The organism is Pseudomonas canadensis, from assembly GCF_030980095.1.
Lineage (GTDB): Bacteria > Pseudomonadota > Gammaproteobacteria > Pseudomonadales > Pseudomonadaceae > Aquipseudomonas > Aquipseudomonas canadensis.
Genome location: NZ_CP133298.1, coordinates 41,685 through 68,187 on the forward strand (window position 1 = coordinate 41,685; position 26,503 = coordinate 68,187).

Consider the following 26,503-nt stretch of genomic DNA (forward strand, 5'->3'; position numbering starts at 1 on the left):
GCTGCGTCGGTTTTTTATGTCTGCAGGTTTTAGCCCTTCATCACCTGCGCCAGCAGTTCGTAGGAATGAATCCGGTCGGCGTGTTCGTACAGGTCGCAGGTAAAGATCAACTCGTCGGCGCCGGTCTGCTCGATCAGCACTTCCAGTTTTGCGCGGATCTTCGCCGGGCTGCCTACCATGGCCAGGCCAAGGAAACTGCCGACCGCATCCTTTTCATGGGGCAGCCACAGGCCGTCCATGGTTTTTACCGGCGGGCGCTGCACTAGGCTTTGCCCGCGCATGAGGGCGAGGATGCGCTGGTAGACCGAAGTTGCCAAGTAATCAGCCTGCTCGTCGGTATCCGCCGCCACCAAGGGAATGCCGAGCATCACGTAGGGTTTATCCAGCACGGCTGAAGGTTTGAAGTGATTGCGGTACACGCGAATCGCTTCATGCATCAGGCGGGGTGCGAAATGCGAGGCAAAGGCGTAGGGCAAACCGCGTTCACCTGCCAGCTGTGCGCTGAACAAGCTGGAACCGAGCAGCCACACCGGCACATTGGTGCCGGTACCCGGTACGGCAATGATCCGTTGATCGGGCGTGCGTGGGCCGAGGTAGGCCATTAACTCGGCGACATCTTCCGGGAATTCATCGGCGCTGCCGGAACGCTCGCGGCGCAGGGCGCGGGCGGTCATTTGGTCAGAGCCGGGCGCACGGCCCAGGCCGAGGTCGATACGGCCAGGGTAGAGACTCTCCAGGGTGCCGAACTGCTCGGCGATCACCAAGGGCGCGTGGTTGGGCAGCATCACGCCACCGGAACCGACACGAATGGTCGAAGTGCCACCGGCCAGGTACCCCAGCAGCACCGAGGTCGCGGAGCTGGCGATGCCGTCCATGTTGTGGTGTTCGGCCACCCAGAAACGGTTGTAGCCGAACTTTTCCACATGTTGGGCCAGGTCCAGGGAATTGCGCAGCGACTGCGCCGGACTGCCATTGGCCCGCACGGGCACCAGGTCGAGGGTCGAGAACTTTACGTCGGACAGCGATTTCATAAGCCTGCTTCTCCAAGGGGGCCGCAGGCTTTTTAGACGAACCAAAACCTGCCGCTTCATGTGCATACCTATGCAATGAGGGCATATACCCGAGATTCAATAGTTGAGTCGGAAATTTCCTACTGAATCGCTCGGTTTCTCCGACAAGATGAACTTTGCCACGCCGTCTATCCTCAGAACCCTTACTGACGCAAAACCACCGTTCGAGGAGACCGCTATGAGTATCGTGAAAAAAGCATCCGCGCATTGGGAAGGTGACCTGAAGACTGGCCTGGGTTCCATTTCCACGGAAACCGGCGTGCTACGTGAAGCGCCCTACGGCTTCAAGGCCCGTTTCGAAGGCGGCAAGGGTACCAACCCGGAAGAACTGATCGGTGCGGCCCATGCGGGCTGTTTCTCCATGGCATTTTCCATGATTCTCGGCGATGCCGGGCTCAAGGCTGACAGCATCGACACCCAGGCCGAAGTGACCCTGGACCAGGTGGACGGCGGTTTTGCGATCACCGCTGTGCACCTGATCCTCAAGGCCAAGATTCCGGGCGCGAGCCAGGCGCAGTTCGATGAGTTGAGCAAAAAGGCCAAGGAAGGGTGCCCGGTGTCCAAGGTGCTGAATGCGACTATCACCCTGGATGGCACGCTCGTAAATTGACACCGCTAAACCGGTAGGAGCCGGCTTGCCGGCGATGAGGCCCTCAGATTTACATGGTTTTTGAGGTCGTCATCGCTGGCAGGCCAGCTCCTACAGTGGTTTTTGGGGTGGCTAAAACATCTGCTTCAAATCAGAACTCGTGTTTTGTAAGTGTGGTCCTATTACCATGCAGCCTAGGCGCACACCCGTGCGCAATGCATTCAGGGAGCTTCACACATGAAACGTTTTGCCTTGGCGATCATTTGCGGTGTATTGGCCACTTCGGCCGTGGCCGCGCCAAAAGATTGTGAAGAGCTCAGGAAAGAGATTGAAGTGAAGATCCAGGCCAAGGCGATTCCTTCGTACACCTTGGAAATCATCACCGCCGAAGAAGCCAAGAATCATGACAGTGCGATGATTGTCGGTTCATGCGAAAACGGCACCAAGCGCATCATCTACCAGAAAAACAACGACTGATCAGATGCAGTTGACGCTGCGTTCCTCCGCGAGCAACTGACGCGCCGAATCATACAACCTGATATTCGGCGTGAAGGCCAACGAGCGCCCTTCCAGCACATAACGCTGGCCGGCCTGGAAGTGGTCATATTCCAGGGTCATGAAGCAGGTGCGATACATCATCTGGCTGAGTCCACCCAAACCGCCGCCGGCCGGGACTTCAAAGTCGAAGCGCACCATCAATTCGTGATGGCCGGGCGGGAATTGGAAGAAACGTCCGTCATCCAGGTTCTTGCCGTCCAGGCGCTGCGCCATGACCAGCTTGGAGCCCGGCGTCGGCGTAGTGAAATCGACCCACGCCTGTTGCGGATCCATCGGTGGCACGGGTGTTGTCGTGCAGGCGCTGAGGAACAAAGCGGCGACGGGTAACAAGAGCTGGCGCATGGCAGGCACTCAACGGGAAGAAAGAATTGAGCCTGCTGCGACGGCGGCAGACTTCCTATGAGTATAAACACGTCGAGCCATGGAAAAATTCCGCACAGGCGCGATAGTCTGGCGAGCAAATTACCCAGGAGCGGTCGCGGCATGGTCAGGCGTTTTCTTCCAGGGTTGATGGTTGTGCTGCTCAGCGGCTGTTCCAGTGTCAGTTATTACAGCCAATTGGCCAGCGGCCAATGGCAATTGTTGCGGGCCCGAGAGCCGGTGGCGCAGGTCATTGCCGATCCTTCCCGCCCACCGCTGTTGCGCGAACACTTGGTGCAATCACAAAAAGCGCGCACGTTCGCCAGTGAGCATTTGCACCTGCCGGACAACCAGAGCTACAGGTTGTACGCCGATATCGGTCGGCCCTATGTGGTCTGGAATGTCTTCGCCACGCAGGAATTTTCCCTGTCCCCTGAAACCCATTGCTTCCCAATTGCTGGTTGTGTGGCCTATCGCGGCTATTACAACCAAGGTGCGGCGCGTGGTGAGGCTGCGTTGTTGAAGCAGCGTGGCATGGACGTATCGATCGGTGGCGTAGAGGCTTACTCGACCTTAGGCTGGTTCAACGACCCGATCATGAACTCGATGATGAACTGGGGCGATGAACGCCTGGCCACGCTGATCTTCCATGAGCTGGCGCACCAGCGTTTCTATGTGAAGGACGACACCGAGTTCAACGAGTCGTTTGCCAATTTCGTCGAGCAGGAAGGTACACGCCAATGGCGCGCTGCGCGGGGGCTGGCGCCTGATAGCTTGTCCACGTCCAAGCAGCGTGACCAGTTTATCCAGTTGGTCCTCGATACCCGTCAACGCTTGCAAAAGCTCTACGCCCAACCCTTGGCTGAGGATGCGATGCGTCAGGCCAAGGCGGCGCAATTCGAGCGTTTGCGCAGCGATTACCGACAACTGCGCGACAGCCAATGGGGCGGCGATAAACGTTATGACGCGTGGATCAACCAGCCCATGAACAATGCGCGGCTGTTGCCATTTGGGCTGTACGACCAGTGGGTGCCGGCGTTTGCGGCGTTGTTTGCGCAGGAAAGTGGGGATTGGGTGAGGTTTTATGCGGCGGTGGAGCGGTTGGGAAGGTTGCCGGTGGAGCAGCGCAAGGCGGCGTTGAGGCAGTTGGAGGGTGTTGGTCGTTAGGGACCTATCGCCAGCAAGCCGGCTCCTACAGGGTTTCGCGATCTTTGTAGGAGCTGGCTTGCCGGCGATAGCAGTCTCAAGGACGCTGCAAAAATGCCTGGTGCATCTGCGCCAACGTCTCAAAATGCCAGGTCGGCGCCTCGGCATTCAGCTCTTCAAAACTGCCAAAGCCATACCCCACCGCTGCCGAATCCAACCCGTTGCTGCGTGCGCCGATCAGGTCATGCTTGCGGTCACCAATCATCAGAGTGGTTGCTGGGTCCAGACCTTCCTCGCTCATCAGGTGGGCGATCAGTTCGACTTTATTGGTGCGCGTGCCGTCCAGTTCACTGCCGTAAATCACCTTGAAGTGCTTGGCAAAATCGAAGTGCCGCGCGATCTCGCGGGCGAATACCCAAGGCTTGGACGTCGCGACGTAGAGCTGGCGCCCCTGGCCGCTCAACTCCTCCAGCAACGGCATCACGCCCTCGAACACGTGGTTCTCATACAGGCCGGTGACCTTGAAGCGCTCGCGATAGAAATTCATCGCCTCCCAGGCCTTGGCTTCATCAAAGCCGTAGAACTGCATGAAGGCTTGCAGCAACGGTGGGCCGATGAAGTGTTCCAGCTTGGTCAGGTCCGGCTCATCAATGCCGAGTTTGCCGAGGGCGTACTGGATCGAGCGGGTGATGCCTTCGCGCGGGTCGGTGAGGGTGCCGTCCAGGTCGAATAGCACGGTTTGGTAGTGCAGGGTCATCGGTCGAATCCTTCAGCCAGGTGCAGGTCTTTGAGCTTCACGTAGTTCGCGGCGCTGTAGGTGAAAAAGGCGCGCTCCTTGTCAGTCAGTGGGCGGATCTGTTTAACCGGGCTGCCCACGTACAAGAAGCCGCTTTCGAGTTTCTTGCCTGGCGGCACCAGGCTGCCAGCGCCGATGATCACGTCGTCTTCCACCACGGCGCCGTCCATCACGATGCTGCCCATGCCGATCAGGATGCGGTTGCCCACGGTGCAGCCATGCAGCATGACTTTGTGGGCGATGGTCACATCGTCGCCGATCAGCAGTGGGAAGCCATCCGGATTGAACGGACCCGCGTGGGTGATGTGCAGCACGCAGCCATCCTGCACGCTGGTGCGCGCACCGATGCGGATGCGGTGCATGTCGCCACGGATCACGGTCAGCGGCCAGACCGAGCTGTCGGCGCCGATTTCGACATCGCCGATCACCACCGCCGAAATATCGACAAAAGCCCCGGCGCCCAGGGCTGGCGTGTGGTTCTGATAGGTGCGAAGGGTCACGATAGCCTCTCTCTCTTCTGCTGATAGCTGCGGTGGACGTTGATTGTAATTAAGATGGCCCCATCTTTGTTCTTACATGTTTCTTCAGCCAAGGTGCCAACCGTGAGCGCGAACAACCCTCTTCTGCAGTCCTACGACCTGCCGCCGTTCTCGGCGATCCGTGCCGAGCACGTCCAGCCGGCCATCGAACAGATCCTCGCCGACAACCGTGTCGCCATCGAAGGCATCCTGCAAAGCCAGGGGAAAAATCCGACGTGGGCCGGCCTGGTCCTGGCCATGGATGAACTGAATGACCGCCTGGGCGCCGCCTGGAGCCCGGTCAGCCACCTCAACGCCGTGTGCAACAGCGCTGAACTGCGCGAAGCCTACGAAAGTTGCCTGCCGGCGTTGAGCGCCTACTCCACCGAGATGGGCCAGAACCGCGAGCTGTTCCAGGCCTTCGAAGCCCTGGCCAACAGCCCGGAAGCCGCCGGTTTCGATGTGGCGCAGAAAACTATCCTGGAACACTCGCTGCGTGACTTCCGCCTGTCCGGCATCGATCTGCCGCCCGAGCAGCAAAAGCGCTACGCCGAAGTGCAGAGCAAACTGTCCGAGTTGGGCAGCAAATTTTCCAACCAGTTGCTGGACGCCACCCAGGCCTGGACCAAACACGTCACCGACGAAGCCACCCTCGCCGGCCTAACCGATTCGGCCAAGGCGCAAATGGCTGCCGCCGCCCAGGCCAAAGGCCTCGACGGCTGGCTGATCACCCTGGAATTCCCAAGCTACTACGCGGTGATGACCTACGCCCAGGACCGCGCCCTGCGTGAAGAAGTCTACGCGGCCTACTGCACCCGTGCGTCGGACCAAGGCCCGAATGCCGGTCAGAACGATAACGGCCCAGTGATGGAACAGATCCTCGACCTGCGTCAGGAACTGGCCCAGTTGCTCGGTTACGCGTCGTTCTCCGAACTGAGCCTGGCCACCAAAATGGCCGAGTCCAGCGATCAGGTGCTGAGCTTCCTGCGCGACTTGGCCAAGCGCAGCAAGCCGTTTGCCGCCCAGGACCTGCAACAACTCAAGGCCTACGCCGCCGAACAAGGCTGCGCCGAGCTGCAAAGCTGGGACAGCGGTTTCTACGGCGAAAAACTCCGTGAGCAACGCTACAGCGTGTCCCAGGAAGCCCTGCGCGCCTACTTTCCGATCGACAAGGTGCTGGGCGGCCTGTTTGCCATCGTGCAACGCCTGTACGGCATCGAGATCGCCGAGCAGAAAGGCTTCGACACCTGGCACCCGGATGTCCGCCTGTTTGAAATCAAGGAAAACGGCCAGCATGTCGGTCGCTTCTTCTTCGATCTCTACGCCCGCGCCAACAAGCGTGGCGGTGCCTGGATGGACGGCGCCCGCGACCGTCGCCGCACGATTGACGGTGTACTGCAAAGCCCGGTGGCCAACCTGGTGTGCAACTTCACCCCGGCTGACAGCGGCAAGCCTGCCCTGCTGACCCACGATGAAGTCACCACGCTGTTCCACGAATTCGGCCACGGCCTGCATCACCTGCTGACCCGCGTTGAACATGCTGGCGTGTCCGGCATCAACGGCGTGGCCTGGGATGCGGTGGAGCTGCCGAGCCAGTTCATGGAGAACTGGTGCTGGGAGCCCGAAGGCCTGGCGCTGATCTCCGGTCACTACGAAACCGGCGAAGCGCTGCCTCAGGACCTGCTGGAAAAAATGCTCGCGGCGAAGAATTTCCAGTCTGGCCTGATGATGGTGCGCCAGCTGGAATTCTCGCTGTTCGACTTCGAACTGCATGCCACTCACGGTGATGGCCGGAGTGTGGCGCAGGTGCTGGAAGGCGTGCGCGATGAGGTGTCGGTGATGCGTCCGCCGGCCTACAACCGTTTCCCCAATAGCTTCGCGCACATCTTCGCTGGCGGATACGCGGCGGGTTACTACAGCTATAAGTGGGCTGAAGTGTTGTCGGCGGATGCCTTCTCTAAGTTTGAAGAAGAGGGCGTGCTCAACGCTGAGACCGGCCGCGCCTTCCGCGAGGCGATCCTGGCGCGTGGCGGTTCCCAGGAACCGATGGTGCTGTTCGTCGACTTCCGCGGACGTGCGCCGTCGATTGACGCACTCTTGCGTCACAGCGGCCTGAGTGAGGACGCGGCAGCATGAGTGAAGCGCCTGTGATCACCAAAAAGCAATTTATCGCCGGGGCGGTCTGTCCGGCGTGCAGCGAGCCGGACAAGTTGAAGATGTGGACCGAAGACAACGTGCCCCATCGCGAGTGCGTGGCCTGCGGTTATACCGACACGCTGAATGACCAAGGGTTGTCGGTGCCCAAGGAATTGGGCACGCGGGTGAATACGTCTGCATTGAAAGCGCCGGCGGACCCCAAGGTGCAGGCGGTGCAGTTCTTTCCGAATCCGAAGCTGAAAAAAGACTAAGAAACCGCACGAGTCACTGTAGGAGCGAGCTTGCTCGCGAAGAACGTTAACGATCACGCGCTTATCCTGGATAAATGCGGCGCCTTTTGGTTCTTCGCGAGCAAGCTCGCTCCTACAGGTGTTCCTCAGCTTTGCTGGAGGTCGTGATCCAATCCTTCATCGAGCACAGCGCAAACGCGCTGGTGCTGCAATCGCCGTTCGCCAAGGCTGTACGCAACTTGTCGACATCGGCCCTCATCATGTAGCGAACGCCGTCCTTGAAGCCGTTACTGGTGCCGAAGCCGCCCAAGGTCATCTCGTTCAGCGCATCTTCCTTGCTCCACCCTTGAATCACCACCCGATACATCGCCGCCATCAGGCCGGTACGGTCAGAGCCGTGCTTGCAATGCATCAGCACCGGGCCATTGGTTTCGGCTTCCTGGATGGCTCTCAACGCTGCCAGCACGTCGGAATCATCCACATGGTTGGTGCGATAAGTCAGCTGTACTTGTCGGATATCGGGCGATTTGAGCCAGTCAGCATCGGATTCCGGCAGGAAATTGATCACGGTGCCGATCTTGAGCTTTTCCAGCAGCGGCGCTGCGTTGCTGTCGGGTAACCCGCTGCGATAGAGCGTGGGCGTCATCTGGTGAAGGTTGTACTGACTTCCCACCGGTTGTGCCCACTCGGGGGAACGGATGGAGATGGGCTCGTCGGCTTGAGCGAAAGCGCTAGAGAACAGCGCGATGAACACGAGGCCGAAGGCCGGCAGCCATTGATTCTTGAGCATGGATGACATGACCGGGCAGGAGATTGGTGAATGCCGCTCAGGTTGGTCCAAGGGGGGTCAATGAGGCGTGAGGGGGGCGTCAAAGAATCGTGAATCATCAGTCTTTAGTCGCTGAAACGATTCCTCCGATGCATAGCCTGCTATCATTTGTAACTATTGATTGCCGAAAAAACCAAGCCGCTCGCTAGAAGTCGGCTGATAAACCCGTGACCACATGATGAGGTGCCACCATGTCTGATCAAGATCAAGACAACCCGCGGCGTGACTTTTTGCGCAAATCCTTGACCTTGATCCCGGTGGTCACGGTTGCCAGCACCGGCCTTGGCGGCTCAATGCTGATGGCTACGCCTGAGCCGGCGCAAGCCGTGCCAGCCAAGCCTACAACCAGCGAAAAGGCCTACGAGCCAACTTATTTCACCGCCGAGGAATGGGCGTTCATCAACGCCGCCGTCGCGCAATTAATCCCTGCTGATGCCCAAGGCCCAGGTGCTCTGGAAGCCGGTGCACCGGAATATATCGACCGCCAGATGAACACGCCGTACGCCAGCGGTGCCCTGTGGTTCATGCAAGGTCCTTTCAACGCCGACGCGCCGTCGGAGATGGGCTGGCAGTCCAAACTGGTGCCCAAAGAGATCTATCGCCTGGGCATTGCCGCGACGGATGCATGGTCGAAGGCGTTCAACGGCAAAGTTTTTGCCGCGCAAGACAGCGCTACCCGAGACGATATGTTGCGGCGTCTGGAGGCTGGCGGTAGTGAGGTAACGGCGCATTTTGATGCGGTGCCGCCAAAGATCTTCTTCAACTTGTTGCTACAAAACACCAAGGAAGGCTTCTTCTGCGACCCGATCCACGGCGGCAACAAAGGCATGGTCGGCTGGACCATGATCGGCTTCCCCGGCGCCCGCGCCGACTTCATGGACTGGGTTGAGCGCAACGAGCAATACCCCTTCCCGGCAGTTTCCATCCGCGGCGAGAGGGCATAAACGTGGCGACCATCATGAAGAAAGTGGATGCAGTAATCGTAGGCTTCGGCTGGACCGGCGCGATCATGGCCAAGGAGCTGACGGAAGCAGGCCTCAACGTGGTAGCGCTGGAGCGCGGCCCGATGCAGGACACTTATCCGGATGGCAACTATCCCCAGGTCATCGACGAATTGACCTACAGCGTGCGTAAGAAACTCTTCCAGGATATCTCCAAGGAGACGGTGACCATTCGTCATAGCGTGAATGACGTCGCCCTGCCCAACCGTCAGTTGGGTGCGTTCCTGCCGGGCAATGGCGTGGGCGGCGCGGGTCTGCACTGGTCGGGCGTGCATTTCCGTGTCGACCCGATCGAGTTGCGCATGCGCAGCCACTACGAGGAACGTTACGGCAAGCACTTCATTCCCAAGGACATGACCATCCAGGACTTCGGCGTGAGCTACGAAGAGCTGGAGCCGTTCTTCGACTACGCGGAAAAAGTCTTTGGCACTTCTGGGCAAGCCTGGACCGTGAAAGGCCAGCTGGTCGGCGAAGGCCGTGGCGGCAACCCCTATGCGCCCGACCGTTCCAACCCGTTCCCGTTGGAATCGCAGAAAAACACCGTCTCCGCACAGCTGTTTCAGAAAGCGGCTAGTGAAGTGGGTTACAAACCCTACAACCTGCCGTCTGCCAACACCTCGGGGCCCTACACCAACCCCTATGGTGCCCAGATGGGCCCTTGCAACTTCTGCGGTTTTTGCAGCGGCTACGTGTGCTACATGTATTCCAAAGCCTCGCCGAACGTGAACATTTTGCCAGCGCTGCGCCAGGTGCCGAATTTTGAACTGCGGCCCAACTCCCACGTGCTCAAGGTTAACCTCGACAGCACCAAGAGCAAGGCCACTGGCGTGACTTACATCGACGCCCAGGGCCGGGAGTGCGAGCAACCGGCGGACTTGGTGATCCTCGGCGCCTTCCAGTTCCATAACGTGCGTTTGATGCTGCTCTCCGGCATTGGCAAGCCCTACGACCCGATCACTAACGAGGGCGTGGTGGGCAGAAACTTCGCCTACCAGAACATGGCGACCATCAAGGCCTTCTTCGACAAAGACACTCACACCAACAACTTCATCGGTGCGGGTGGCAACGGCGTGGCCATTGATGACTTCAACGCCGACAATTTCGACCACGGGCCCCATGGTTTTGTGGGCGGTTCGCCGATGTGGGTCAACCAGGCTGGCAGCCGACCGATTGCCGGTACGTCAAACCCGCCGGGCACTCCGGCCTGGGGCAGTGCCTGGAAGCGTGCCACCGCCGATTACTACACCCACCAGGTGTCGATGGATGCCCACGGTGCCCATCAGTCCTACCGGGGTAACTACCTGGATCTGGACCCGGTGTACCGCGATGCCTACGGCCAGCCCTTGCTGCGGATGACGTTCGATTGGCAGGAAAACGACATCAAGATGAACCGCTTCATGGTCGAGAAAATGGGCAAGGTCGCTGAGGCGATGAACCCCAAGGCCATTGCTGTGCTCGGCAAAAAAGTCGGCGAGCACTTCAACACGGCGTCGTACCAGACCACCCACTTGAACGGTGGCGCGATCATGGGCACCGACCCGAAAACCAGTGCGTTGAATCGCTACCTGCAGTGCTGGGATGTGCACAACGTGTTTGTCCCAGGCGCGTCCGCTTTCCCACAAGGTTTGGGCTACAACCCTACAGGCTTGGTGGCGGCGTTGACCTACTGGTCGGCGCGGGCAATCCGTGAGCAGTATCTGAAAAACCCCGGCCCACTGGTTCAGGCATAAGGAGCGATGACCATGAAAGCACTTGTTATCGCGACCTTCGCGCTTTTCAGCAGTTGCTCTGTGAGCGCCGCTGAAACGGACTTGATCAAGCAAGGTGAATACCTGGCCCGCGCGGGTGACTGCGTGGCTTGCCACACGGCCAAAGGTGGTAAACCCTTTGCCGGCGGCCTGCCAATGGAAACCCCGATTGGCGTGATCTATTCCACCAACATCACCCCGGACAAGACCGGCCTGGGCGACTACAGCTTCGAAGACTTCGACAAGGCCGTGCGCCATGGCGTCGCCAAGAGCGGCAGTACGCTTTACCCGGCGATGCCCTACCCGTCTTACGCACGCGTCAGCGACAGCGATATGCAGGCGTTGTATGCGTACTTCATGAAAGGTGTCGAGCCCGTCGCCCAGGAGAACAAGGACAGCGATATTCCGTGGCCTTTGAGCATGCGCTGGCCGTTGGCGGCATGGCGCTGGATGTTTGCGCCTTCTGTCGAGGAGCATCAGGTCCAAGCCGCCGACCCGGTCATCAGCCGAGGCGCCTACCTGGTGGAAGGCCTTGGCCATTGCGGTGCGTGCCACACGCCGCGGGCGTTGACCATGCAGGAAAAAGCCCTGAGTGCCACTGACGGAAACGCCTTCTTGTCCGGCAGCGCGCCGCTGGAAGGTTGGATCGCCAAGAGCCTGCGCGGTGACCACAAGGATGGCCTCGGCAGCTGGAGCGAGGAACAACTGGTGCAGTTACTCAAAACCGGCCGCAGTGACCGCAGCGCGGTGTTTGGTGGCATGAGCGACGTTATCGTCCACAGCATGCAGTACATGTCGGAAAATGACCTGACCGCTATCGCCCGTTACCTCAAGAGCCTGCCGGCGGTGGATCCCAAGGATCAGCCGCATCAGTACGACAAGCAAGCGGCCGAGGCGTTGTGGAAAGGCGATGACAGTCAGCGCGGCGCCTCGGTGTATATCGACAACTGCGCGGCTTGCCACCGTACCGACGGCCATGGCTACACGCGGGTGTTTCCGGCGCTGGCGGGCAACCCGGTGTTGCAAACGGCGGATGCCACGTCGTTGATCAACATCGTGTTGAACGGCGGCACTTTGCCGGCGACCCACGCGGCACCATCGACCTTCACCATGCCGGCGTTCGCCTGGCGGCTGTCGGATCAGGAAGTGGCGGATGTGGTCAGCTTCATACGTGGCAGTTGGGGCAATCAGGGCGCGCCGGTGAAGGCCAGCGATGTGAAGGACCTGCGCCACAACGATATGCGCACCACCTCCGGCGATGACCTGGGGCAAGTGACGCAGAAGCACTGAGGCTTGCCTGACCGCCAAACGGCACTGGTCAGAACCCTCGCGCCTCGATACTGTATATAAAAACAGTATCGAGGCGCTTTCATGTCTACTCCGCTGCCGCCCCGTGGCCGGGGCACGGCCACCAATCTGCATAACCGCTTTGCGCCTACGGTGAGCGTGGCCGAGGATGATGGCTGGTTTCAGGAAGTGCCACCGACCCAGGGCACCGAAGTGCGTATCGAAACGGCCAAGAGCATCATCACCCGTAACAACTCGCCGGACTTGCCGTTCGATCGCTCCATCAACCCTTATCGTGGCTGCGAGCATGGCTGTATCTACTGCTACGCACGGCCCAGCCATGCCTATTGGGACATGTCACCGGGGTTGGATTTCGAAACCAAACTGATCGCCAAGACCAACGCCGCGGACGTGTTGGAGCAGCAGCTTTCGAAGCCAGGATACGTGTGCGCGCCGATCAACCTGGGCTCCAATACCGACCCGTACCAGCCGATCGAGCGCGAGTACAGGATTACCCGGCAAACCCTCGAAGTGCTGCTGCGCTATCGACACCCGGTGACCATCATCACCAAGGGCTCGCTGATTTTGCGAGACTTGGACCTGCTCACCGAGTTGGCGCGCCAGCGATTGGTGGCGGTGATGATCAGCCTCACCAGCCTGGACGATGAACTCAAGCGAATCCTGGAGCCACGCACGGCAGCACCCAAGGCGCGGTTGCGGGCGATTCGGGTGATGCGTGAGGCGGGGATTCCGGTGGGCGTGTTGTGTTCGCCGATGATTCCGATGATCAATGACAGCGAATTGGAGAGCCTGCTGACCGAGGCCCATGCTGCGGGCGCGCAAAGCGCGGCGTACATGATGCTGCGCTTGCCGTTGGAGGTGGCACCGCTGTTCGAGGAGTGGCTGGCGGCGCACTACCCGCAGCGCGCGGCCCATGTGATGAGCTTGGTGCGCCAGGTGCGTGGCGGTGAGGTGTATGACAGTCGCTTCGGCGTACGCATGCGCGGTGAAGGGCCGTTTGCCGACTTGCTGGCCCAGCGCTTCAGCAAGGCAATCAAGCGCCTGGGGCTTAATCAGCGAGAAGGTTTCAATCTGGATTGCACTGCGTTCTGTCCACCGGGCAGGCAGATGGCTTTGTTGTAGACTTAAGAGGAGAAATGCACCCTTCCTGTAGGAATAGTCGCGTTTTGATATCACTGAGACCCGCGATCTAGAGCGGTTCATTCAGTTTGAGTTAAGTTTCGGCGGTTACCTTGTTCAGCGAGTGACTGATAAGTCGGCGGCCCGGTTTTGAGACGTTTGCAACTGTTCTCCTGGCCCGGCGTCGAACTGATTTGAGCACTCCCCTGCATTAATCAAGAGGATGAATCATGAGTGACAAGGATAAACAGCCGTTGGCTGCGTCGGCTTCTGCCTCTCCGTTGGCTGAAACCGCCGATGCAGCGCTGCAGCATATCGTTGACGGCTTTTTGCATTTCCATCACGACGTCTTCCCCCAGCAGGAAGAACTCTTCAAGAAACTCGCCACGGCCCAAAGCCCGCGTGCGATGTTCATTACCTGTGCCGACTCGCGCATCGTGCCTGAGTTGATCACACAAAGTTCGCCTGGCGACCTGTTCGTGACGCGTAACGTCGGTAACGTAGTGCCGCCTTACGGCCAGATGAACGGTGGTGTGTCCACGGCTATCGAGTACGCGGTGCTGGCCCTGGGCGTGCAGCACATCATTGTCTGCGGGCACTCCGATTGCGGCGCCATGCGTGCGGTACTCAACCCCGCAAGCCTGGAGAAGATGCCAACAGTCAGGGCCTGGCTGCGGCACGCCGAGGTCGCAAGGTCCATGGTCGAGGACAACTGCGACTGTGCCAATGAAGGCGAGAGCATGAAAGTGCTGACTGAAGAAAACGTCATCGCCCAGTTGCAACACTTGCGCACCCACCCTTCCGTGGCTTCGCGCATGGCCAATGGTCAGCTGTTTATCCATGGCTGGATCTACAACATCGAGACCAGTGAAATCCGGGCCTACGATGCGGACCAGTCAGCGTTCCGATCGCTGAGCGGCGACGGGCCGATTCCTTCCGCGACGCCTAAAGCGCGCTTCTAAAACACTTCCCTGCCGGGTAAAGCGGTGGCTGCCATGGACGCAGCCAGGCTTTGCCGCGCCCGGCGAATGCCTCGGGAGAGTCATCATGCGTGCTGCTCAATTGAAAGCTGTACTGCCACGGGAGCTGCTGGCTTCCGTGGTTGTGTTTCTGGTCGCCCTGCCCCTGTGCATGGGGATCGCGATTGCCTCCGGCATGCCCCCGGCTAAAGGCCTGATCACCGGGATTATCGGTGGCCTGGTGGTGGGTTGGCTGGCGGGATCGCCGCTGCAGGTCAGTGGCCCGGCGGCGGGCCTGGCGGTGTTGGTGTTCGAATTGGTGCGCCAGCACGGCATGCTGATGCTCGGGCCGATCCTGTTGCTGGCGGGCTTTCTGCAACTGGTGGCCGGGCGTTTGCGCCTGGGTTGCTGGTTCCGCGTCACAGCGCCGGCGGTGGTGTACGGCATGCTGGCGGGGATTGGCGTGTTGATTGTGCTATCCCAGATTCACGTGATGCTCGACGGCGCGCCCAAGCCTTCCGGGCTGGATAACCTGGCGGGGTTCCCGGCGGCGTTGGCCGAGGCGCTCCCAGCCCTGGGCGGCGGCCTGGGGTGGCAGGCGGGATTGCTCGGCTTGTCGACGATGCTGGTGATGTACGCCTGGGACAAATTACGCCCGCAACGCCTGCGCTTTGTGCCGGGGGCCTTATTGGGTGTGGGCCTGACTACCGTGGTCAGCCTGGTGCTGGCGCTGCAGGTCAAGCGCGTGGAAGTCCCGGAAAACCTCGCGGATGCCATTGACTGGCTGCGTCCCAGCGACCTGCTCAACCTCGCCGACCCTCAACTGCTGATCGCCGCCTTTGCCGTAGCGTTCATTGCGAGCGCCGAAACCCTGCTTTCCGCTGCGGCGGTCGATCGTATGCACAGTGGTCAGCGTTCTGATTTTGACAAGGAATTATCTGCCCAAGGTGTAGGCAACATGCTCTGTGGTCTGGTCGGCGCCTTGCCGATGACCGGTGTGATCGTGCGCAGCTCGGCTAACGTGCAGGCCGGTGCGACCACCCGTCTGTCGGCGATGTTCCACGGCCTGTGGCTGCTGGCGTTCGTGCTGTTGCTGTCGAGTGTGCTGCAAAGCATTCCGGTGGCGAGCCTGGCGGGTGTGTTGGTGTACACCGGGATCAAGTTGGTGGACATCAAGGCGTTCAAGGCACTGGGGCGTTATGGGCGGATGCCGATGTTTACCTACGCGGCCACGGCGTTGGCGATCATCTTTACCGACCTGCTGACCGGTGTGCTGGTGGGCTTCGGGTTGACGTTGGTCAAGCTGGCGTTCAAGGCGTCACGCCTGAAAGTGAGCTTGATCGATTTGCCCCAGGAAGGAGAGATGGAGTTGCGTCTGACAGGCGCGGCCACCTTCTTGAAGGTGCCGGCGCTGACCCAGGTGCTGTCGACGGTGCCTGCGGGGACCACCGTGCATGTGCCGTTGAGCAACTTGAGTTACATCGACCATTCCTGCCTGGAGTTGCTGGAGGAATGGGGGCGAGCCAATGCGGCCAAGGGCTCGACGCTGGTGATCGAGGCGCGTGGGTTGCAGCGAAGGCTGGAAGGTCGGGTCAGGATGACGACGGGGATAGGTTCCGCGCCAGCTTAACCACAAAGCAACCCTGTGGGAGCCGGGCAAACCCGGCTCCCACATTTGATCGTTTGCGACCCAGGAAATTAAGCCGGCTGATCCAACGCCAGCTCAACCCCCAGCTGCCGCGACAGGCACGGCCAGCGCTTCCACGCCGCTTCCGTATTCGGGCTCTTGAGTGTCTCGCGATAAGCCTCCACCGACTCCAGCGCAAAGCTGTCTTCATTGAGCATTTCATCCACCGCGTGATGCACGGCTTCATCCAGTTGGTTGGCGAAGGTCTCGCCGATCAGTTGGTGGGCGATGACATTGGCCACGGTAGTGTCGGCCGGAATCAAAGGCTGGCCAAAGTGCTTGATGTACAGATCGTTCACCTCTTCAACCAACCGATGAGCCAGGTAAGCCTCGTCCAGCAGGCTGTCGAGCCCTTCATGGCCAGCCAGGATCGCGGGTGGCTGCAGGAAGAAATGCTCGGCAATCTTCAGCACCGGCTTGATCTGGCTTTCGATACCGGCTTCGCGGGCCACGTCGTTGGCGGCGTCCAGCAAATCCGGGACGAGGTCGATGTAGGCGCTGACAAAGCGGGTCATGACAATGTTGCGATCACCGTCAGCCAGGGAGATGGCCGAATGCAGGTGCGGCAATTGTTTTTCCAGTTGCTGGGCAAGCTGGCCCGTGGTGGCTTCGTGTTGATGGGCACGGGAAATCTGCTCGCGCAATGCGGCGGTGTTCATGAAGGCTCCAGTGATGCAGGCGTAGGAAAAGGGAGAGGATAAGGTAGCTCGTTTATACGAGCGTCTAAGACGCATTTGTCATAATTATTTCATGGTTATGCGCCCGCGTTATATCGAATTGCCATCGTTCGTCGGATAAACGATTCCGCACCCGGTTTTATTAGCCCAGACGCATCATTTCTACTCATTTGCCCCCACACATTGCGGGGTTGCAGAGCCTGTCTATACTCGGATTTGTACGCGATTAGCTGATGACGCCAGACTGCATAAGCAGGCAAGGCCAGGCGGTTGTAAGCAGTATGGAAGCCGCTCCCTTCGACGCAGGTGCAAACCGGCGGGATAACAAGAACGATAAGGGGAACCCGCAATGATGCGACATCCACACGTTTGGATGGGCCTCCTGTTGTGGTCGGTATTCGGTCAGGCACATGCCGCCTGGACAACGAATATGGCGCCAGGGGCGACAGAAGTCAGTCACGCTGTGTTCGACCTGCACATGACCATATTCTGGATCTGTGTGGTGATCGGCATCATCGTGTTTGGCGCGATGTTCTGGTCGATGATCGTTCATCGCCGGTCCACGGGCCAGGTCGCGGCCAAGTTCCACGAGAGCACCACCGTGGAAATCCTCTGGACGGTCGTGCCCTTGCTGATCCTGATCGCGATGGCCATTCCGGCCACCAAGACCCTGATCAATATCTACGACAGCAGTGAGTCGGATATCGATATCCAGGTCACCGGCTATCAGTGGAAGTGGCATTACAAATACCTGGGCCAGGACGTGGAGTTCTTCAGCAACCTGGCCACGCCCGCCGAGCAGATCCATAACCAGGCCACCAAGGGCGAACATTACCTGCTGGAAGTCGACCAGCCGCTGGTGCTGCCGGTGGGCGCCAAGGTGCGTTTTCTGGTGACGGCCGCCGACGTGATCCACTCCTGGTGGGTGCCGGCCTTTGCGGTCAAGCGCGACGCCATTCCCGGCTTCGTCAACGAGGCCTGGACCCGCGTTGAGAAACCCGGCATCTACCGTGGCCAGTGCGCCGAACTGTGCGGCAAGGACCACGGCTTCATGCCCATCGTGGTCGAGGTCAAGTCCAAGGCCGACTACGAGACATGGCTGGGCGAGCGCAAGGCAGAGGCCGCCAAGCTCAAGGAGCTGACCTCCAAAGAGTGGACGCTGGAAGAGCTGGTGGCACGTGGCGACAAGGTCTACCACACCACCTGCGTGGCCTGTCACCAGGCCGAAGGCCAGGGCTTGCCGCCGATGTTCCCGGCGCTCAAGGGCTCGAAGATCGCCACCGGCCCTGCGGCTGACCACCTGAGCATTGTTTACCACGGCAAGCCCGGCACCGCGATGGCGGCCTTCGGTAAGCAACTCTCGGAAGTGGACATCGCCGCCGTAGTGACCTACGAGCGCAATGCCTGGGGCAACAACAAAGGCGACATGGTCACGCCTAAAGACGTGCTGGCCATCAAGCAGGCGGAAAGCAAATGACCTCTCTCAAGGCGTTTACCTCGACCCGCCCCGCCCACCCGCTTGCAGGAGAACGGCCATGAGCGCTGTGATCGATGACCATGGTCACGCCGACCATGCCCACGGCCCCGCCAAGGGGTTGATGCGCTGGGTGCTGACCACCAACCACAAAGACATCGGCACCATGTACCTGTGGTTCGCCTTTGCCATGTTCCTGCTCGGCGGCTCGTTTGCCATGGTCATCCGCGCCGAGTTGTTCCAGCCCGGCCTGCAGATTGTGCAGCCGGCCTTCTTTAACCAGATGACCACCATGCACGGGTTGATCATGGTGTTCGGCGCGGTGATGCCGGCGTTCGTCGGCCTGGCCAACTGGATGATCCCGCTGATGATCGGCGCGCCCGACATGGCCCTGCCGCGCATGAACAACTTCAGCTTCTGGCTGTTGCCGGCAGCGTTCCTGCTGCTGGTCTCGACGCTGTTCACGCCCGGTGGCGGGCCGAACTTCGGCTGGACCTTCTACGCGCCGCTATCCACCACCTATGCCCCGGAAAGCGTGACGTTCTTCATCTTCGCGATCCATCTGATGGGCATCAGTTCGATCATGGGTGCGATCAACGTGGTCGCCACCATTCTCAACCTGCGTGCGCCGGGCATGACCTTGATGAAAATGCCGCTGTTCGTCTGGACGTGGCTGATCACCGCGTTCCTGCTGATCGCGGTGATGCCGGTGCTGGCGGGTTGCGTGACCATGATGCTGATGGACATCCACTTCGGCACCAGCTTCTTCAGTGCGGCTGGCGGTGGTGACCCGGTGCTGTTCCAGCACGTGTTCTGGTTCTTCGGCCATCCTGAGGTGTACATCATGATCCTGCCGGCCTTCGGCGCCGTCAGCTCGATCATCCCGACCTTCTCGCGCAAACCGCTGTTCGGCTACACCTCGATGGTCTACGCCACGGCGAGCATCGCGTTTTTGTCGTTCATCGTGTGGGCGCACCACATGTTCGTGGTGGGCATCCCGCTGGTGGGCGAGTTGTTCTTCATGTACGCGACGCTGCTGATCGCCGTGCCCACGGGGGTGAAGGTGTTCAACTGGGTCAGCACCATGTGGCAGGGCTCGCTGACCTTCGAGACGCCGATGCTGTTTGCCGTAGCCTTTGTGATTCTGTTCACCATCGGCGGGTTCTCCGGGCTGATGCTGGCGATTGCCCCGGCGGACTTCCAGTACCACGATACCTATTTCGTAGTGGCGCATTTCCATTACGTACTGGTGCCCGGCGCGATCTTCGGCATCTTCGCCTCGGCCTACTACTGGCTGCCGAAATGGACCGGCCACATGTACGACGAAACCCTGGGCAAGCTGCACTTTTGGCTGTCTTTCGTGGGCATGAACATGGCGTTCTTCCCCATGCACTTCGTCGGGCTGGCGGGCATGCCGCGGCGGGTGCCGGACTACAACTTGCAGTTCGCAGATTTCAACATGGTCTCGTCGATTGGCGCGTTCATGTTCGGCGCCACGCAGATCTTCTTCCTGTTCATTGTGATCAAGTGCATCCGTGGCGGTGCGCCCGCACCGGCCAAGCCGTGGGATGGCGCCGAAGGCCTGGAGTGGAGCGTCCCCTCGCCTGCGCCGTACCACACCTTCACCACCCCGCCGGAGGTCAAATGAACAGGATGACGGGAGACTGCCATGGCTGACTCCGTGCCCACGAAGCGCCTGGTCACCCGCCTGCTGATCCTGGTGGTGGCGATGTTCGCCTTCGGCTTTGCGTTGGTGCCGATCTACGACGTGATGTGCAAGGCGTTCGGCATCAACGGAAAGACGGCTGGGCAGTACGAGGGCGAGCAGATCGTCGACCCAACGCGCCAGGTGCGGGTGCAGTTTTTGTCCACCAACGCCATCGACATGGTCTGGGATTTTTACGCCAAGGCTGACGAAGTGGTGGTCAATCCGGGTGCTGTGACCGAGATGCTGTTCGTGGCCCACAACCCCACCGACAAGCCGATGACTGCCCAGGCCGTGCCCAGTATTTCCCCGGCCGAAGCGGCGATGTACTTCCACAAGACCGAGTGCTTTTGCTTTACCCAGCAAGTGCTGCAACCGGGCCAGCGCATCGAGATGCCGGTGCGTTTCATTGTCGACCGCGACATGCCCAAGGATGTGAAGCATCTGACCCTGGCGTACACGCTGTTTGATATTACTGCGCGCCAACCGCCGGTGGCTGCCCACAGCGGCGGCTAGCTACTGTTTGCCCCCTCAATCAGGAGAGCGAATACATGTCGTCTCATGATACGTACTACGTACCAGCGCAAAGCAAATGGCCAATAATTGCCACGTTTGGCCTGTTGATCACGGTGTACGGGCTGGGCCTGTGGTTCAACGACCTCAAGGCCGCGCGGGCGGAATCCCACGGTCCGTGGATCTTTTTCGTCGGCGGGCTGTTATTGGCCTACATGCTGTTCGGCTGGTTCGGCGCGGTGATCAAGGAAAGCCGCGCCGGTTTGTACAGTTCGCAGATGGATCGCTCTTTCCGCTGGGGCATGACCTGGTTCATCTTTTCCGAAGTGATGTTCTTTATCGCCTTCTTCGGTGCGCTGTTTTATGTGCGGCACATGTCGGCGCCCTGGCTGGCGGGTGAAGGCTCAAAGGGCATTGCGCACATGCTGTGGCCTAACTTTGAGTTTGCCTGGCCGTTGCTGAACAACCCCGACCCGAAAATGTACCCGGCACCGGAAGGCACCATCAGCCCGTGGGGCCTGCCGCTGGTGAACACCATTCTGCTGGTGAGTTCCAGCGTGACCATCACCATCGCCCACCACGCGCTGCGCAAAGGTCATCGCGGCGCGCTGAAACTCTGGTTGGCGATCACCGTGCTGCTCGGCCTGGCGTTCCTGGGGTTTCAGGCCGAGGAATACATCCACGCTTATAAAGAGCTGGGCCTGACATTGGGCTCGGGGGTGTATGGCGCGACGTTCTTCATGCTCACCGGTTTCCACGGTGCCCACGTCACCATCGGCACGATCATTCTGTTCGTGATGCTGATGCGCATCCTCAAGGGGCACTTCAATGCCGAGCACCAGTTCGGTTTCGAGGCGGCCAGTTGGTATTGGCACTTTGTGGATGTGGTGTGGATCGGGCTGTTTTTCTTCGTCTATGTGCTGTGAGAAGCCTTACCACGGTGCGTGAGAGACCAGCTGGCCGCTGAAAAAGCCCCAGGCGATCAGCGCCACGGTGATCACGGCCAGTACGACACGCACGGTCAAGGCAGTGACGAGTCGATTGGAGTTGCCCTCGTCCTTGACCAGAAAGAACAAGCCACTGAACAGGCTCACAACGGTCGCGATCAGCATCAGGGCAATAGCGGCTTTGAGCATGGTCTGGCTCCAACGGGATGGGCGGGCAATGAAAACAAGTATAGCCAGCGCCATAAAATGCTTTCGGCCAGGAATCGCACCGACATTGGTGGTGTTGGTGCTGCTGCCGTTGATGGTCGGCCTGGGGTTCTGGCAGTTGTCTCGCGGCCATGAAAAACAGCTGCTGGTGGACAGCTACGCCGAGCGGCGCGGGGCAGATCCGATCAGCAGCGCGCAACTTAGCGACATGGCGGACCCGGCCTTCCGCCGCGTTCGTCTGCGCGGCCAATTCGACGCCGAACACAGCGTATTCCTCGACAACCGCATGCGCGACGGCAAGGCCGGCGTAGAGCTGCTGCAACCCTTCCACGACCAGGCCAGTGGCCTGTGGCTGTTGCTCAATCGCGGTTGGCTGCCCTGGCCGGATCGGCGCACGCCACCCGCCTACACCACGCCGGATCAGCCAGTGAATCTCGATGCTTGGGTGTACGTCGCTCCCGGCGAAACCTTCCAGTTGCACCCGGACCCTACGACCGCGCAATGGCCGCGTCTGCTCACGGCCTTGCACCCTGCCGCGCTCTGGCCCGAGTTGGGTCGCAACGGTTTCGCCTATGAGTTGCGGGCCGAAGCCGGCCCCGGCACCTACGAAACCACCTGGCCGATCGTCGCCATGGGACCGGAAAAACACTTGGCGTATGCCGTGCAGTGGTTCGCCATGTCGCTGGCGTTGCTGGCGCTTTACCTCTACCTCGGATGGCACAACAAAAAGGAGAAGCCCCATGGGAGCGGCCACGAATCCACTCAACATGTCTGAAGCCCCGAATCGGCGCAAAGGCCGCTGGCAGTTGATCCTGATCCTGATGATGGTGATCGGCCCGATGGCGCTGGCCACCTTCATGTACAAGCTGCAGTTCTGGGTGCCGGAAAGCCGCAGCTATCACGGCGAGATGATCGGCAACGGCCAGAGCCGCGCCGATATTGGCGTACAAACCGATGAGCAGCGCTGGCAACTGCTGGTGACCGCGCCCACTGCCTGCGCGGCGGATTGCCAGCAACTGGTGTACCTCGCACGCCAACTGCAAATCAGCCTGGGCCGTGATGCCTCCCGCGCCAGCCATGCCTTGGCCAGTGCGCAGCCGCTGAGCGCGGAGTATGAAACCAAGCTGAACGTTGAATACCCGCAACTGCAACGCTATTCACTGGATTTGCCGACCTTCAGCAAAGGCGCCGCCGCGCCGGGTGACGCGCAGCTGTGGATCGTCGATCCCCACGGCAACCTGGTGTTGCGTTACGACGCCAAGGTCAAGGGCAAGGATTTGCTCAACGACCTGCGCCACCTGCTGAAACTGTCGAACATCGGATAAGGGCACCGTCATGGCCAAACCTGGATTTCGCCTCGCGTTGTTTGCCACCTTGTTGGCTTTGATCGTCGTGCTGCTCGGCGCCTATACGCGCCTTACCCACGCGGGCCTGGGTTGCCCGGATTGGCCGGGCTGCTACGGCTTCATCAGCGTGCCCAAGACCGAAGCCCAGTTGGCCCATGCCGAGCTGCATTTCCCCGATACGCCGGTGGAGGCCGACAAGGGCTGGGCCGAGATGACTCATCGCTACTTCGCTGGCACCCTGGGCTTGCTGATTGTGTTGCTGGCCGCGCGTTCCTGGAGTCATCGGCGTGATCCGGGCCAGCCGGTGAAGCTGCCGCTGTTCCTGCTGGCGGTGGTGTTTGCCCAGGCGGCGTTTGGCATGTGGACGGTGACGCTGAAGTTATGGCCGCAGGTGGTGACGGGGCATTTATTGGGCGGCTTTGCGACCTTGAGCCTGCTGTTTCTGCTGACCCTGCGCTTGTCCGGCGTATTGCCCGCGTTAATCGTGCCCAAGCGCCTGCAATACTGGGCGACGGCGGGCCTGGTGCTGGTGATCGGCCAGATCGCGCTGGGCGGCTGGGTCAGTTCCAACTACGCGGCGGTGGCCTGCGTTGATTTGCCGACGTGCCATGGCGAATGGTGGCCGGCAGCGGATTTCGCCAACGGTTTTCATCTCACCCAGCACATCGGGCCCAACTACCTGGGCGGCCAACTGGACAGCGAGGCACGCACCGCCATCCACCTGACCCACCGCATCGGCGCTGTCATCGTCAGCCTGGTGTTGCTCGGCCTGGCCTGGCAATTGCGCGCGGTGGGCATGACGCGTTTGGCGGGCTTATTGCTGGTCGCCCTGGCCGCGCAAATCTGCCTGGGCCTGAGCAATGTGGCTTTCGGGCTGCCGCTGGCGGTGGCTGTAGGCCATAACGCCGGGGGCGCCGCATTGTTGCTAAGTCTGGTGCTGGTCAATTACCACGCCCGCACCAGCCTGGTCCGGGTGCGCAACCAACTGCCGTTCGGCTGGCGTTTTATCCCACGCAAACACGTATCGGGCCTCATCACCCTTAAAGGAGAGATGCCATGGCGACCTTGATCGGCGCGCGTCACGGCCAGGCAATCTGGCGTGACTACCTGGAGCTGACCAAGCCGAAAGTGGTGGTGTTGATGCTCATTACCTCATTGGTGGGGATGTTCCTGGCGACCCGTGCGGGTGTGCCGTGGACGGTGTTGGTGTTCGGCAACCTGGGGATTGCTCTGTGTGCGGGCGGCGCGGCGGCGGTGAACCATGTGGTGGACCGGCGGATCGACGCCGTAATGGCGCGCACCCATAAGCGGCCGTTGGCAGAGGGCCGTGTATCGCCGCTGGCGGCGCTGGCCTTTGCATTGTTTCTAGCTGTTGCAGGATTGGCGCTGCTGCTGGCGTTCACCAACCCGCTGGCAGCCTGGCTGACGTTGGCTTCGCTGCTGGGGTACGCCGTGATCTATACCGGCTTTCTCAAGCGGGCGACACCGCAGAATATCGTCATCGGTGGATTGGCAGGTGCTGCGCCGCCCTTGCTGGGCTGGGTCGCGGTCACCGGGCATATCAGCGCCGAGCCCCTGCTGCTGGTGCTGATCATCTTCGCCTGGACCCCGCCGCACTTCTGGGCCCTGGCCATTCACCGCAAGGAGGAATACGCCAAGGCCGATATTCCGATGTTGCCGGTCACTCACGGCGAGCATTACACCAAGGTGCATATCCTGCTCTACACCTTCGCCCTGCTGGCGGTGAGCCTGATGCCCTATGTGATCCACATGAGCGGCTTGCTGTACCTTGCGTGTGCACTGGTATTGGGCGGGCGCTTTCTGCAATGGGCCTGGGTGTTGTACCGTGGCGGTCGGCCACACGCGGCGATCAACACCTTCAAGTACTCTATCTGGTACTTGCTGCTGCTGTTTATCGCGCTGCTCCTCGACCACTACCTACTGTTGAACCTATGACTCGAACTCAAAAAACTGTCTTCATCCTGGTGGCCCTGGTGGCATTGATCATGGGCCTGACCGTTAACAAAGTGCTCTCGGGCAAGGGCCAGGGCGACCCCACTGCCTTGATCGACGCCGGCATTATCCTGTTGCCGCAAAGCCGTCAGTTGCCACCGGTGACCATGACCAACCAGGAAGGCCAGCCGGTGGTGGTCAACGAATTGAAAGGTAAGTGGAGCCTGTTGTTCTTCGGCTACACCTTCTGCCCGGACATCTGCCCGACCACCCTCGCCCAACTGCGCCAGATCAAGAGCGAACTGCCCAAGGACGTTGTGGATAAGTTGCAGGTGATCCTGGTCAGCGTCGACCCGAACCGCGATACGCCGACCCAGCTCAAGCAGTACCTGGGCTACTTCGACCCGCAGTTCCAGGGCCTGACCGGCGCGAATGTGGAGGATGTGCAGAAGGTTTCGAATGCCGTCAGCATTCCGTTCATACCGGCCGACACCAGCAAACCGAACTACACCGTTGACCACAGCGGCAACCTGGCGCTGATCGGACCGGACGGGACGCAGCGTGGGTTTATTCGTGCGCCGTTGAATAACCAGAAGCTCGTAGCGCAACTGCCGGTGCTGTTGCAGCGTAAATAAGCCGGGCGCCAGCCTGGCCAGCACCACAAAACAAATGTGGGAGCGGGCTTGCCTGCGAAAGCGGTGTGCCAGTCAACATCTCCGTCGACTGATACACCGCATTCGCGAGCAAGCCCGTTCCCACATTTTTTGATCTCCAGTTTTGGGAGATCGAGTCAGGTCAGAACGCCGGCTTGATCGCGCCTTTGTACTTCTCTTCGATGAATTTCTTCACTTCAGGCGTGTGCAGGGCTGCAACCAGCTTCTTCACGGCGTCCGAGTCTTTGTTGTCTTCACGGGTCACCAGGATGTTCACATAAGGCGAGTCGCTGCCTTCGATGACCAGTGCGTCCTTGGACGGGTCCAGCTTGGCTTCCAGCGCATAGTTGGTGTTGATCAGCGCCAGGTCGACCTGGGTCAGCACGCGCGGCAGGGTCGCGGCTTCCAGTTCACGAAATTTCAGGTTTTTGCTGTTACCGGTGATGTCCTTGATGGTCGACAGGATGTTGGTCGGGTCCTTCAGGGTGATCAGGCCGTTCTTGGCCAGCAGCAACAACGCGCGGCCGCCGTTGGTGGCGTCGTTCGGGATCACGACATTAGCGCCGCTTGGCAGCTCATCCAGCTTCTTGTACTTGCTGGAGTAGGCGCCCAAGGGTTCCAGGTGCACGGCGCCAACGCTCACCAGGTGAGTGCCCTTGGCCTTGTTGAACTCATCCAGGTACGGCTGGTGCTGGAAGAAGTTGGCGTCCAGGCGCTTTTCAGCCACTTGTACGTTCGGCTGCACGTAGTCGGTGAAGACTTTGACCTGCAGGTCTACGCCTTCTTTGGCGAGGGCAGGTTTCACGAATTCCAGGATTTCCGCATGGGGCACCGGCGAAGCGGCGACTGTAATGGTCTCGGCGTGGGCGGAAAACGCGGCAACGGCGGCGAAAGCAACCAGTAGTTTTTTCATCCAACAAGCTCCTTGTTCGGGCATGTACCGGCGTGCGGCC

At 60.2% G+C, this 26,503-nt stretch carries 28 protein-coding genes; 20 read left to right on the forward strand and 8 right to left on the reverse strand.

Annotated elements, in window-relative coordinates:
• Positions 1-29: 29 nt before the first annotated feature.
• Positions 30-1,031, reverse strand: coding sequence for an LLM class flavin-dependent oxidoreductase (locus RB216_RS00205; protein WP_028618620.1), 1,002 nt, complete (start codon positions 1,029-1,031; stop codon positions 30-32).
• Between the two features lie 217 nt (positions 1,032-1,248).
• On the opposite strand from RB216_RS00205, the gene RB216_RS00210 reads away from it, so the two are divergent.
• Positions 1,249-1,680 (forward strand): OsmC family protein, encoded by a 432-nt coding sequence (locus RB216_RS00210; RefSeq protein ID WP_003170750.1) that lies wholly within the window; start codon positions 1,249-1,251, stop codon positions 1,678-1,680.
• Positions 1,681-1,896: 216 nt separating this feature from the next.
• Positions 1,897-2,136: a DUF1161 domain-containing protein gene (locus RB216_RS00215; RefSeq protein ID WP_016969660.1), complete on the forward strand. Its 240-nt coding sequence runs from the start codon at positions 1,897-1,899 to the stop codon at positions 2,134-2,136.
• Here RB216_RS00215 and RB216_RS00220 read toward each other — a convergent pair whose 3' ends face one another.
• Complete coding sequence (locus tag RB216_RS00220) at positions 2,137-2,559, reverse strand: PA0061/PA0062 family lipoprotein (RefSeq protein WP_028618621.1); 423 nt, start codon at positions 2,557-2,559, stop codon at positions 2,137-2,139.
• A 141-nt stretch (positions 2,560-2,700) separates the two neighbouring features.
• On the opposite strand from RB216_RS00220, the gene RB216_RS00225 reads away from it, so the two are divergent.
• Complete coding sequence (locus RB216_RS00225; protein ID WP_028618622.1) at positions 2,701-3,744, forward strand: aminopeptidase; 1,044 nt, start codon at positions 2,701-2,703, stop codon at positions 3,742-3,744.
• Positions 3,745-3,820: 76 nt separating this feature from the next.
• Here RB216_RS00225 and RB216_RS00230 read toward each other — a convergent pair whose 3' ends face one another.
• Positions 3,821-4,480 carry an HAD family hydrolase gene (locus RB216_RS00230; RefSeq protein WP_308908174.1) on the reverse strand — a complete coding sequence of 220 codons (660 nt, stop codon included), beginning with the start codon at positions 4,478-4,480 and terminating at the stop codon, positions 3,821-3,823.
• The gene (locus RB216_RS00235) at positions 4,477-5,019 is read right to left on the reverse strand and encodes a gamma carbonic anhydrase family protein (protein ID WP_016978759.1); all 543 of its coding nucleotides are present in this window, start codon (positions 5,017-5,019) and stop codon (positions 4,477-4,479) included. Before RB216_RS00235 ends, RB216_RS00230 begins: the two co-directional genes overlap by 4 nt.
• A gap of 54 nt (positions 5,020-5,073) precedes the next feature.
• Here RB216_RS00235 and prlC point away from each other — a divergent pair, with 54 nt between their 5' ends.
• Positions 5,074-7,173 carry an oligopeptidase A gene (prlC, locus tag RB216_RS00240; RefSeq protein WP_308908175.1) on the forward strand — a complete coding sequence of 700 codons (2,100 nt, stop codon included), beginning with the start codon at positions 5,074-5,076 and terminating at the stop codon, positions 7,171-7,173.
• Positions 7,170-7,445, forward strand: a complete 276-nt coding sequence (locus RB216_RS00245; protein WP_005783415.1) for a YheV family putative zinc ribbon protein — start codon at positions 7,170-7,172, stop codon at positions 7,443-7,445. Before prlC ends, RB216_RS00245 begins: the two co-directional genes overlap by 4 nt.
• Positions 7,446-7,557: 112 nt before the next feature.
• On the opposite strand, the gene RB216_RS00250 is transcribed toward RB216_RS00245, so the two are convergent.
• A complete protein-coding gene (locus RB216_RS00250) occupies positions 7,558-8,214 on the reverse strand; it encodes a phosphatase domain-containing protein (protein ID WP_068937333.1) in 657 nt (218 codons plus the stop codon).
• A gap of 230 nt (positions 8,215-8,444) precedes the next feature.
• Here RB216_RS00250 and RB216_RS00255 point away from each other — a divergent pair, with 230 nt between their 5' ends.
• The 6 genes from RB216_RS00255 to RB216_RS00280 all read left to right on the forward strand — a co-directional run bounded on the left by RB216_RS00255 (position 8,445) and on the right by RB216_RS00280 (position 16,018).
• Positions 8,445-9,197 (forward strand): gluconate 2-dehydrogenase subunit 3 family protein, encoded by a 753-nt coding sequence (locus RB216_RS00255; RefSeq protein WP_308908176.1) that lies wholly within the window; start codon positions 8,445-8,447, stop codon positions 9,195-9,197.
• A 2-nt stretch (positions 9,198-9,199) separates the two neighbouring features.
• Entirely contained in the window at positions 9,200-10,984 is a 1,785-nt protein-coding gene (locus RB216_RS00260; protein WP_028618627.1) for a GMC family oxidoreductase, read from the forward strand.
• A gap of 12 nt (positions 10,985-10,996) precedes the next feature.
• Positions 10,997-12,292 (forward strand): cytochrome c, encoded by a 1,296-nt coding sequence (locus RB216_RS00265; protein WP_308908177.1) that lies wholly within the window; start codon positions 10,997-10,999, stop codon positions 12,290-12,292.
• Between the two features lie 81 nt (positions 12,293-12,373).
• Positions 12,374-13,432, forward strand: coding sequence for a PA0069 family radical SAM protein (locus RB216_RS00270; RefSeq protein WP_028618629.1), 1,059 nt, complete (start codon positions 12,374-12,376; stop codon positions 13,430-13,432).
• Positions 13,433-13,659: 227 nt separating this feature from the next.
• Positions 13,660-14,391 carry a carbonic anhydrase gene (locus tag RB216_RS00275; protein WP_028618630.1) on the forward strand — a complete coding sequence of 244 codons (732 nt, stop codon included), beginning with the start codon at positions 13,660-13,662 and terminating at the stop codon, positions 14,389-14,391.
• A gap of 85 nt (positions 14,392-14,476) precedes the next feature.
• Positions 14,477-16,018 (forward strand): SulP family inorganic anion transporter, encoded by a 1,542-nt coding sequence (locus RB216_RS00280; RefSeq protein WP_308908178.1) that lies wholly within the window; start codon positions 14,477-14,479, stop codon positions 16,016-16,018.
• Between the two features lie 68 nt (positions 16,019-16,086).
• Here RB216_RS00280 and RB216_RS00285 read toward each other — a convergent pair whose 3' ends face one another.
• Entirely contained in the window at positions 16,087-16,734 is a 648-nt protein-coding gene (locus RB216_RS00285; protein ID WP_028618632.1) for a hypothetical protein, read from the reverse strand.
• A 367-nt stretch (positions 16,735-17,101) separates the two neighbouring features.
• On the opposite strand from RB216_RS00285, the gene coxB reads away from it, so the two are divergent.
• From coxB to RB216_RS00305, 4 genes are read left to right on the forward strand one after another with little or no spacing between them, the layout of a single operon-like run.
• The gene (gene coxB, locus RB216_RS00290) at positions 17,102-18,229 is read left to right on the forward strand and encodes a cytochrome c oxidase subunit II (protein ID WP_028618633.1); all 1,128 of its coding nucleotides are present in this window, start codon (positions 17,102-17,104) and stop codon (positions 18,227-18,229) included.
• A gap of 58 nt (positions 18,230-18,287) precedes the next feature.
• Complete coding sequence (gene ctaD / locus RB216_RS00295) at positions 18,288-19,874, forward strand: cytochrome c oxidase subunit I (protein WP_028618634.1); 1,587 nt, start codon at positions 18,288-18,290, stop codon at positions 19,872-19,874.
• A gap of 21 nt (positions 19,875-19,895) precedes the next feature.
• Complete coding sequence (locus RB216_RS00300) at positions 19,896-20,447, forward strand: cytochrome c oxidase assembly protein (protein ID WP_028618635.1); 552 nt, start codon at positions 19,896-19,898, stop codon at positions 20,445-20,447.
• 35 nt (positions 20,448-20,482) lie between these two features.
• A complete protein-coding gene (locus RB216_RS00305; RefSeq protein ID WP_028618636.1) occupies positions 20,483-21,370 on the forward strand; it encodes a cytochrome c oxidase subunit 3 in 888 nt (295 codons plus the stop codon).
• A 6-nt stretch (positions 21,371-21,376) separates the two neighbouring features.
• On the opposite strand, the gene RB216_RS00310 is transcribed toward RB216_RS00305, so the two are convergent.
• A complete protein-coding gene (locus tag RB216_RS00310; protein ID WP_016978774.1) occupies positions 21,377-21,580 on the reverse strand; it encodes a twin transmembrane helix small protein in 204 nt (67 codons plus the stop codon).
• Between the two features lie 28 nt (positions 21,581-21,608).
• On the opposite strand from RB216_RS00310, the gene RB216_RS00315 reads away from it, so the two are divergent.
• The 5 genes from RB216_RS00315 to RB216_RS00335 are packed head-to-tail and all read left to right on the forward strand — an operon-like array spanning position 21,609 to position 25,532.
• Positions 21,609-22,373, forward strand: coding sequence for an SURF1 family protein (locus RB216_RS00315; RefSeq protein WP_122686968.1), 765 nt, complete (start codon positions 21,609-21,611; stop codon positions 22,371-22,373).
• Positions 22,339-22,923, forward strand: coding sequence for a PA_0111/PP_0108 family redox-active disulfide protein (locus RB216_RS00320; RefSeq protein ID WP_028618638.1), 585 nt, complete (start codon positions 22,339-22,341; stop codon positions 22,921-22,923). Before RB216_RS00315 ends, RB216_RS00320 begins: the two co-directional genes overlap by 35 nt.
• Positions 22,924-22,933: 10 nt before the next feature.
• Positions 22,934-24,013, forward strand: a complete 1,080-nt coding sequence (locus RB216_RS00325; RefSeq protein ID WP_028618639.1) for a COX15/CtaA family protein — start codon at positions 22,934-22,936, stop codon at positions 24,011-24,013.
• Complete coding sequence (cyoE, locus tag RB216_RS00330; protein ID WP_028618640.1) at positions 24,001-24,900, forward strand: heme o synthase; 900 nt, start codon at positions 24,001-24,003, stop codon at positions 24,898-24,900. Before RB216_RS00325 ends, cyoE begins: the two co-directional genes overlap by 13 nt.
• Positions 24,897-25,532: an SCO family protein gene (locus RB216_RS00335; protein WP_028618641.1), complete on the forward strand. Its 636-nt coding sequence runs from the start codon at positions 24,897-24,899 to the stop codon at positions 25,530-25,532. The genes cyoE and RB216_RS00335 overlap by 4 nt, the downstream gene beginning before the upstream one ends.
• Before the next feature lie 160 nt (positions 25,533-25,692).
• On the opposite strand, the gene RB216_RS00340 is transcribed toward RB216_RS00335, so the two are convergent.
• Positions 25,693-26,463 (reverse strand): MetQ/NlpA family ABC transporter substrate-binding protein, encoded by a 771-nt coding sequence (locus tag RB216_RS00340; RefSeq protein ID WP_028618642.1) that lies wholly within the window; start codon positions 26,461-26,463, stop codon positions 25,693-25,695.
• Positions 26,464-26,503 lie beyond the last annotated feature (40 nt).

Bases quoted from the DNA above. Each gene is read 5' to 3' on its own strand.
- RB216_RS00205 (WP_028618620.1), bottom strand. From the start codon at position 1,031: ATGAAATCGCTGTCCGACGTAAAGTTCTCGACCCTCGACCTGGTGCCC.
- RB216_RS00210 (WP_003170750.1), top strand. From the start codon at position 1,249: ATGAGTATCGTGAAAAAAGCATCCGCGCATTGGGAAGGTGACCTGAAG.
- RB216_RS00215 (WP_016969660.1), top strand. From the start codon at position 1,897: ATGAAACGTTTTGCCTTGGCGATCATTTGCGGTGTATTGGCCACTTCG.
- RB216_RS00220 (WP_028618621.1), bottom strand. From the start codon at position 2,559: ATGCGCCAGCTCTTGTTACCCGTCGCCGCTTTGTTCCTCAGCGCCTGC.
- RB216_RS00225 (WP_028618622.1), top strand. From the start codon at position 2,701: ATGGTCAGGCGTTTTCTTCCAGGGTTGATGGTTGTGCTGCTCAGCGGC.
- RB216_RS00230 (WP_308908174.1), bottom strand. From the start codon at position 4,480: ATGACCCTGCACTACCAAACCGTGCTATTCGACCTGGACGGCACCCTC.
- prlC (WP_308908175.1), top strand. From the start codon at position 5,074: ATGGCCCCATCTTTGTTCTTACATGTTTCTTCAGCCAAGGTGCCAACC.
- RB216_RS00245 (WP_005783415.1), top strand. From the start codon at position 7,170: ATGAGTGAAGCGCCTGTGATCACCAAAAAGCAATTTATCGCCGGGGCG.
- RB216_RS00250 (WP_068937333.1), bottom strand. From the start codon at position 8,214: ATGCTCAAGAATCAATGGCTGCCGGCCTTCGGCCTCGTGTTCATCGCG.
- RB216_RS00255 (WP_308908176.1), top strand. From the start codon at position 8,445: ATGTCTGATCAAGATCAAGACAACCCGCGGCGTGACTTTTTGCGCAAA.
- RB216_RS00265 (WP_308908177.1), top strand. From the start codon at position 10,997: ATGAAAGCACTTGTTATCGCGACCTTCGCGCTTTTCAGCAGTTGCTCT.
- RB216_RS00270 (WP_028618629.1), top strand. From the start codon at position 12,374: ATGTCTACTCCGCTGCCGCCCCGTGGCCGGGGCACGGCCACCAATCTG.
- RB216_RS00275 (WP_028618630.1), top strand. From the start codon at position 13,660: ATGAGTGACAAGGATAAACAGCCGTTGGCTGCGTCGGCTTCTGCCTCT.
- RB216_RS00280 (WP_308908178.1), top strand. From the start codon at position 14,477: ATGCGTGCTGCTCAATTGAAAGCTGTACTGCCACGGGAGCTGCTGGCT.
- RB216_RS00285 (WP_028618632.1), bottom strand. From the start codon at position 16,734: ATGAACACCGCCGCATTGCGCGAGCAGATTTCCCGTGCCCATCAACAC.
- coxB (WP_028618633.1), top strand. From the start codon at position 17,102: ATGATGCGACATCCACACGTTTGGATGGGCCTCCTGTTGTGGTCGGTA.
- ctaD (WP_028618634.1), top strand. From the start codon at position 18,288: ATGAGCGCTGTGATCGATGACCATGGTCACGCCGACCATGCCCACGGC.
- RB216_RS00300 (WP_028618635.1), top strand. From the start codon at position 19,896: ATGGCTGACTCCGTGCCCACGAAGCGCCTGGTCACCCGCCTGCTGATC.
- RB216_RS00305 (WP_028618636.1), top strand. From the start codon at position 20,483: ATGTCGTCTCATGATACGTACTACGTACCAGCGCAAAGCAAATGGCCA.
- RB216_RS00310 (WP_016978774.1), bottom strand. From the start codon at position 21,580: ATGCTCAAAGCCGCTATTGCCCTGATGCTGATCGCGACCGTTGTGAGC.
- RB216_RS00315 (WP_122686968.1), top strand. From the start codon at position 21,609: ATGAAAACAAGTATAGCCAGCGCCATAAAATGCTTTCGGCCAGGAATC.
- RB216_RS00320 (WP_028618638.1), top strand. From the start codon at position 22,339: ATGGGAGCGGCCACGAATCCACTCAACATGTCTGAAGCCCCGAATCGG.
- RB216_RS00325 (WP_028618639.1), top strand. From the start codon at position 22,934: ATGGCCAAACCTGGATTTCGCCTCGCGTTGTTTGCCACCTTGTTGGCT.
- cyoE (WP_028618640.1), top strand. From the start codon at position 24,001: ATGGCGACCTTGATCGGCGCGCGTCACGGCCAGGCAATCTGGCGTGAC.
- RB216_RS00335 (WP_028618641.1), top strand. From the start codon at position 24,897: ATGACTCGAACTCAAAAAACTGTCTTCATCCTGGTGGCCCTGGTGGCA.
- RB216_RS00340 (WP_028618642.1), bottom strand. From the start codon at position 26,463: ATGAAAAAACTACTGGTTGCTTTCGCCGCCGTTGCCGCGTTTTCCGCC.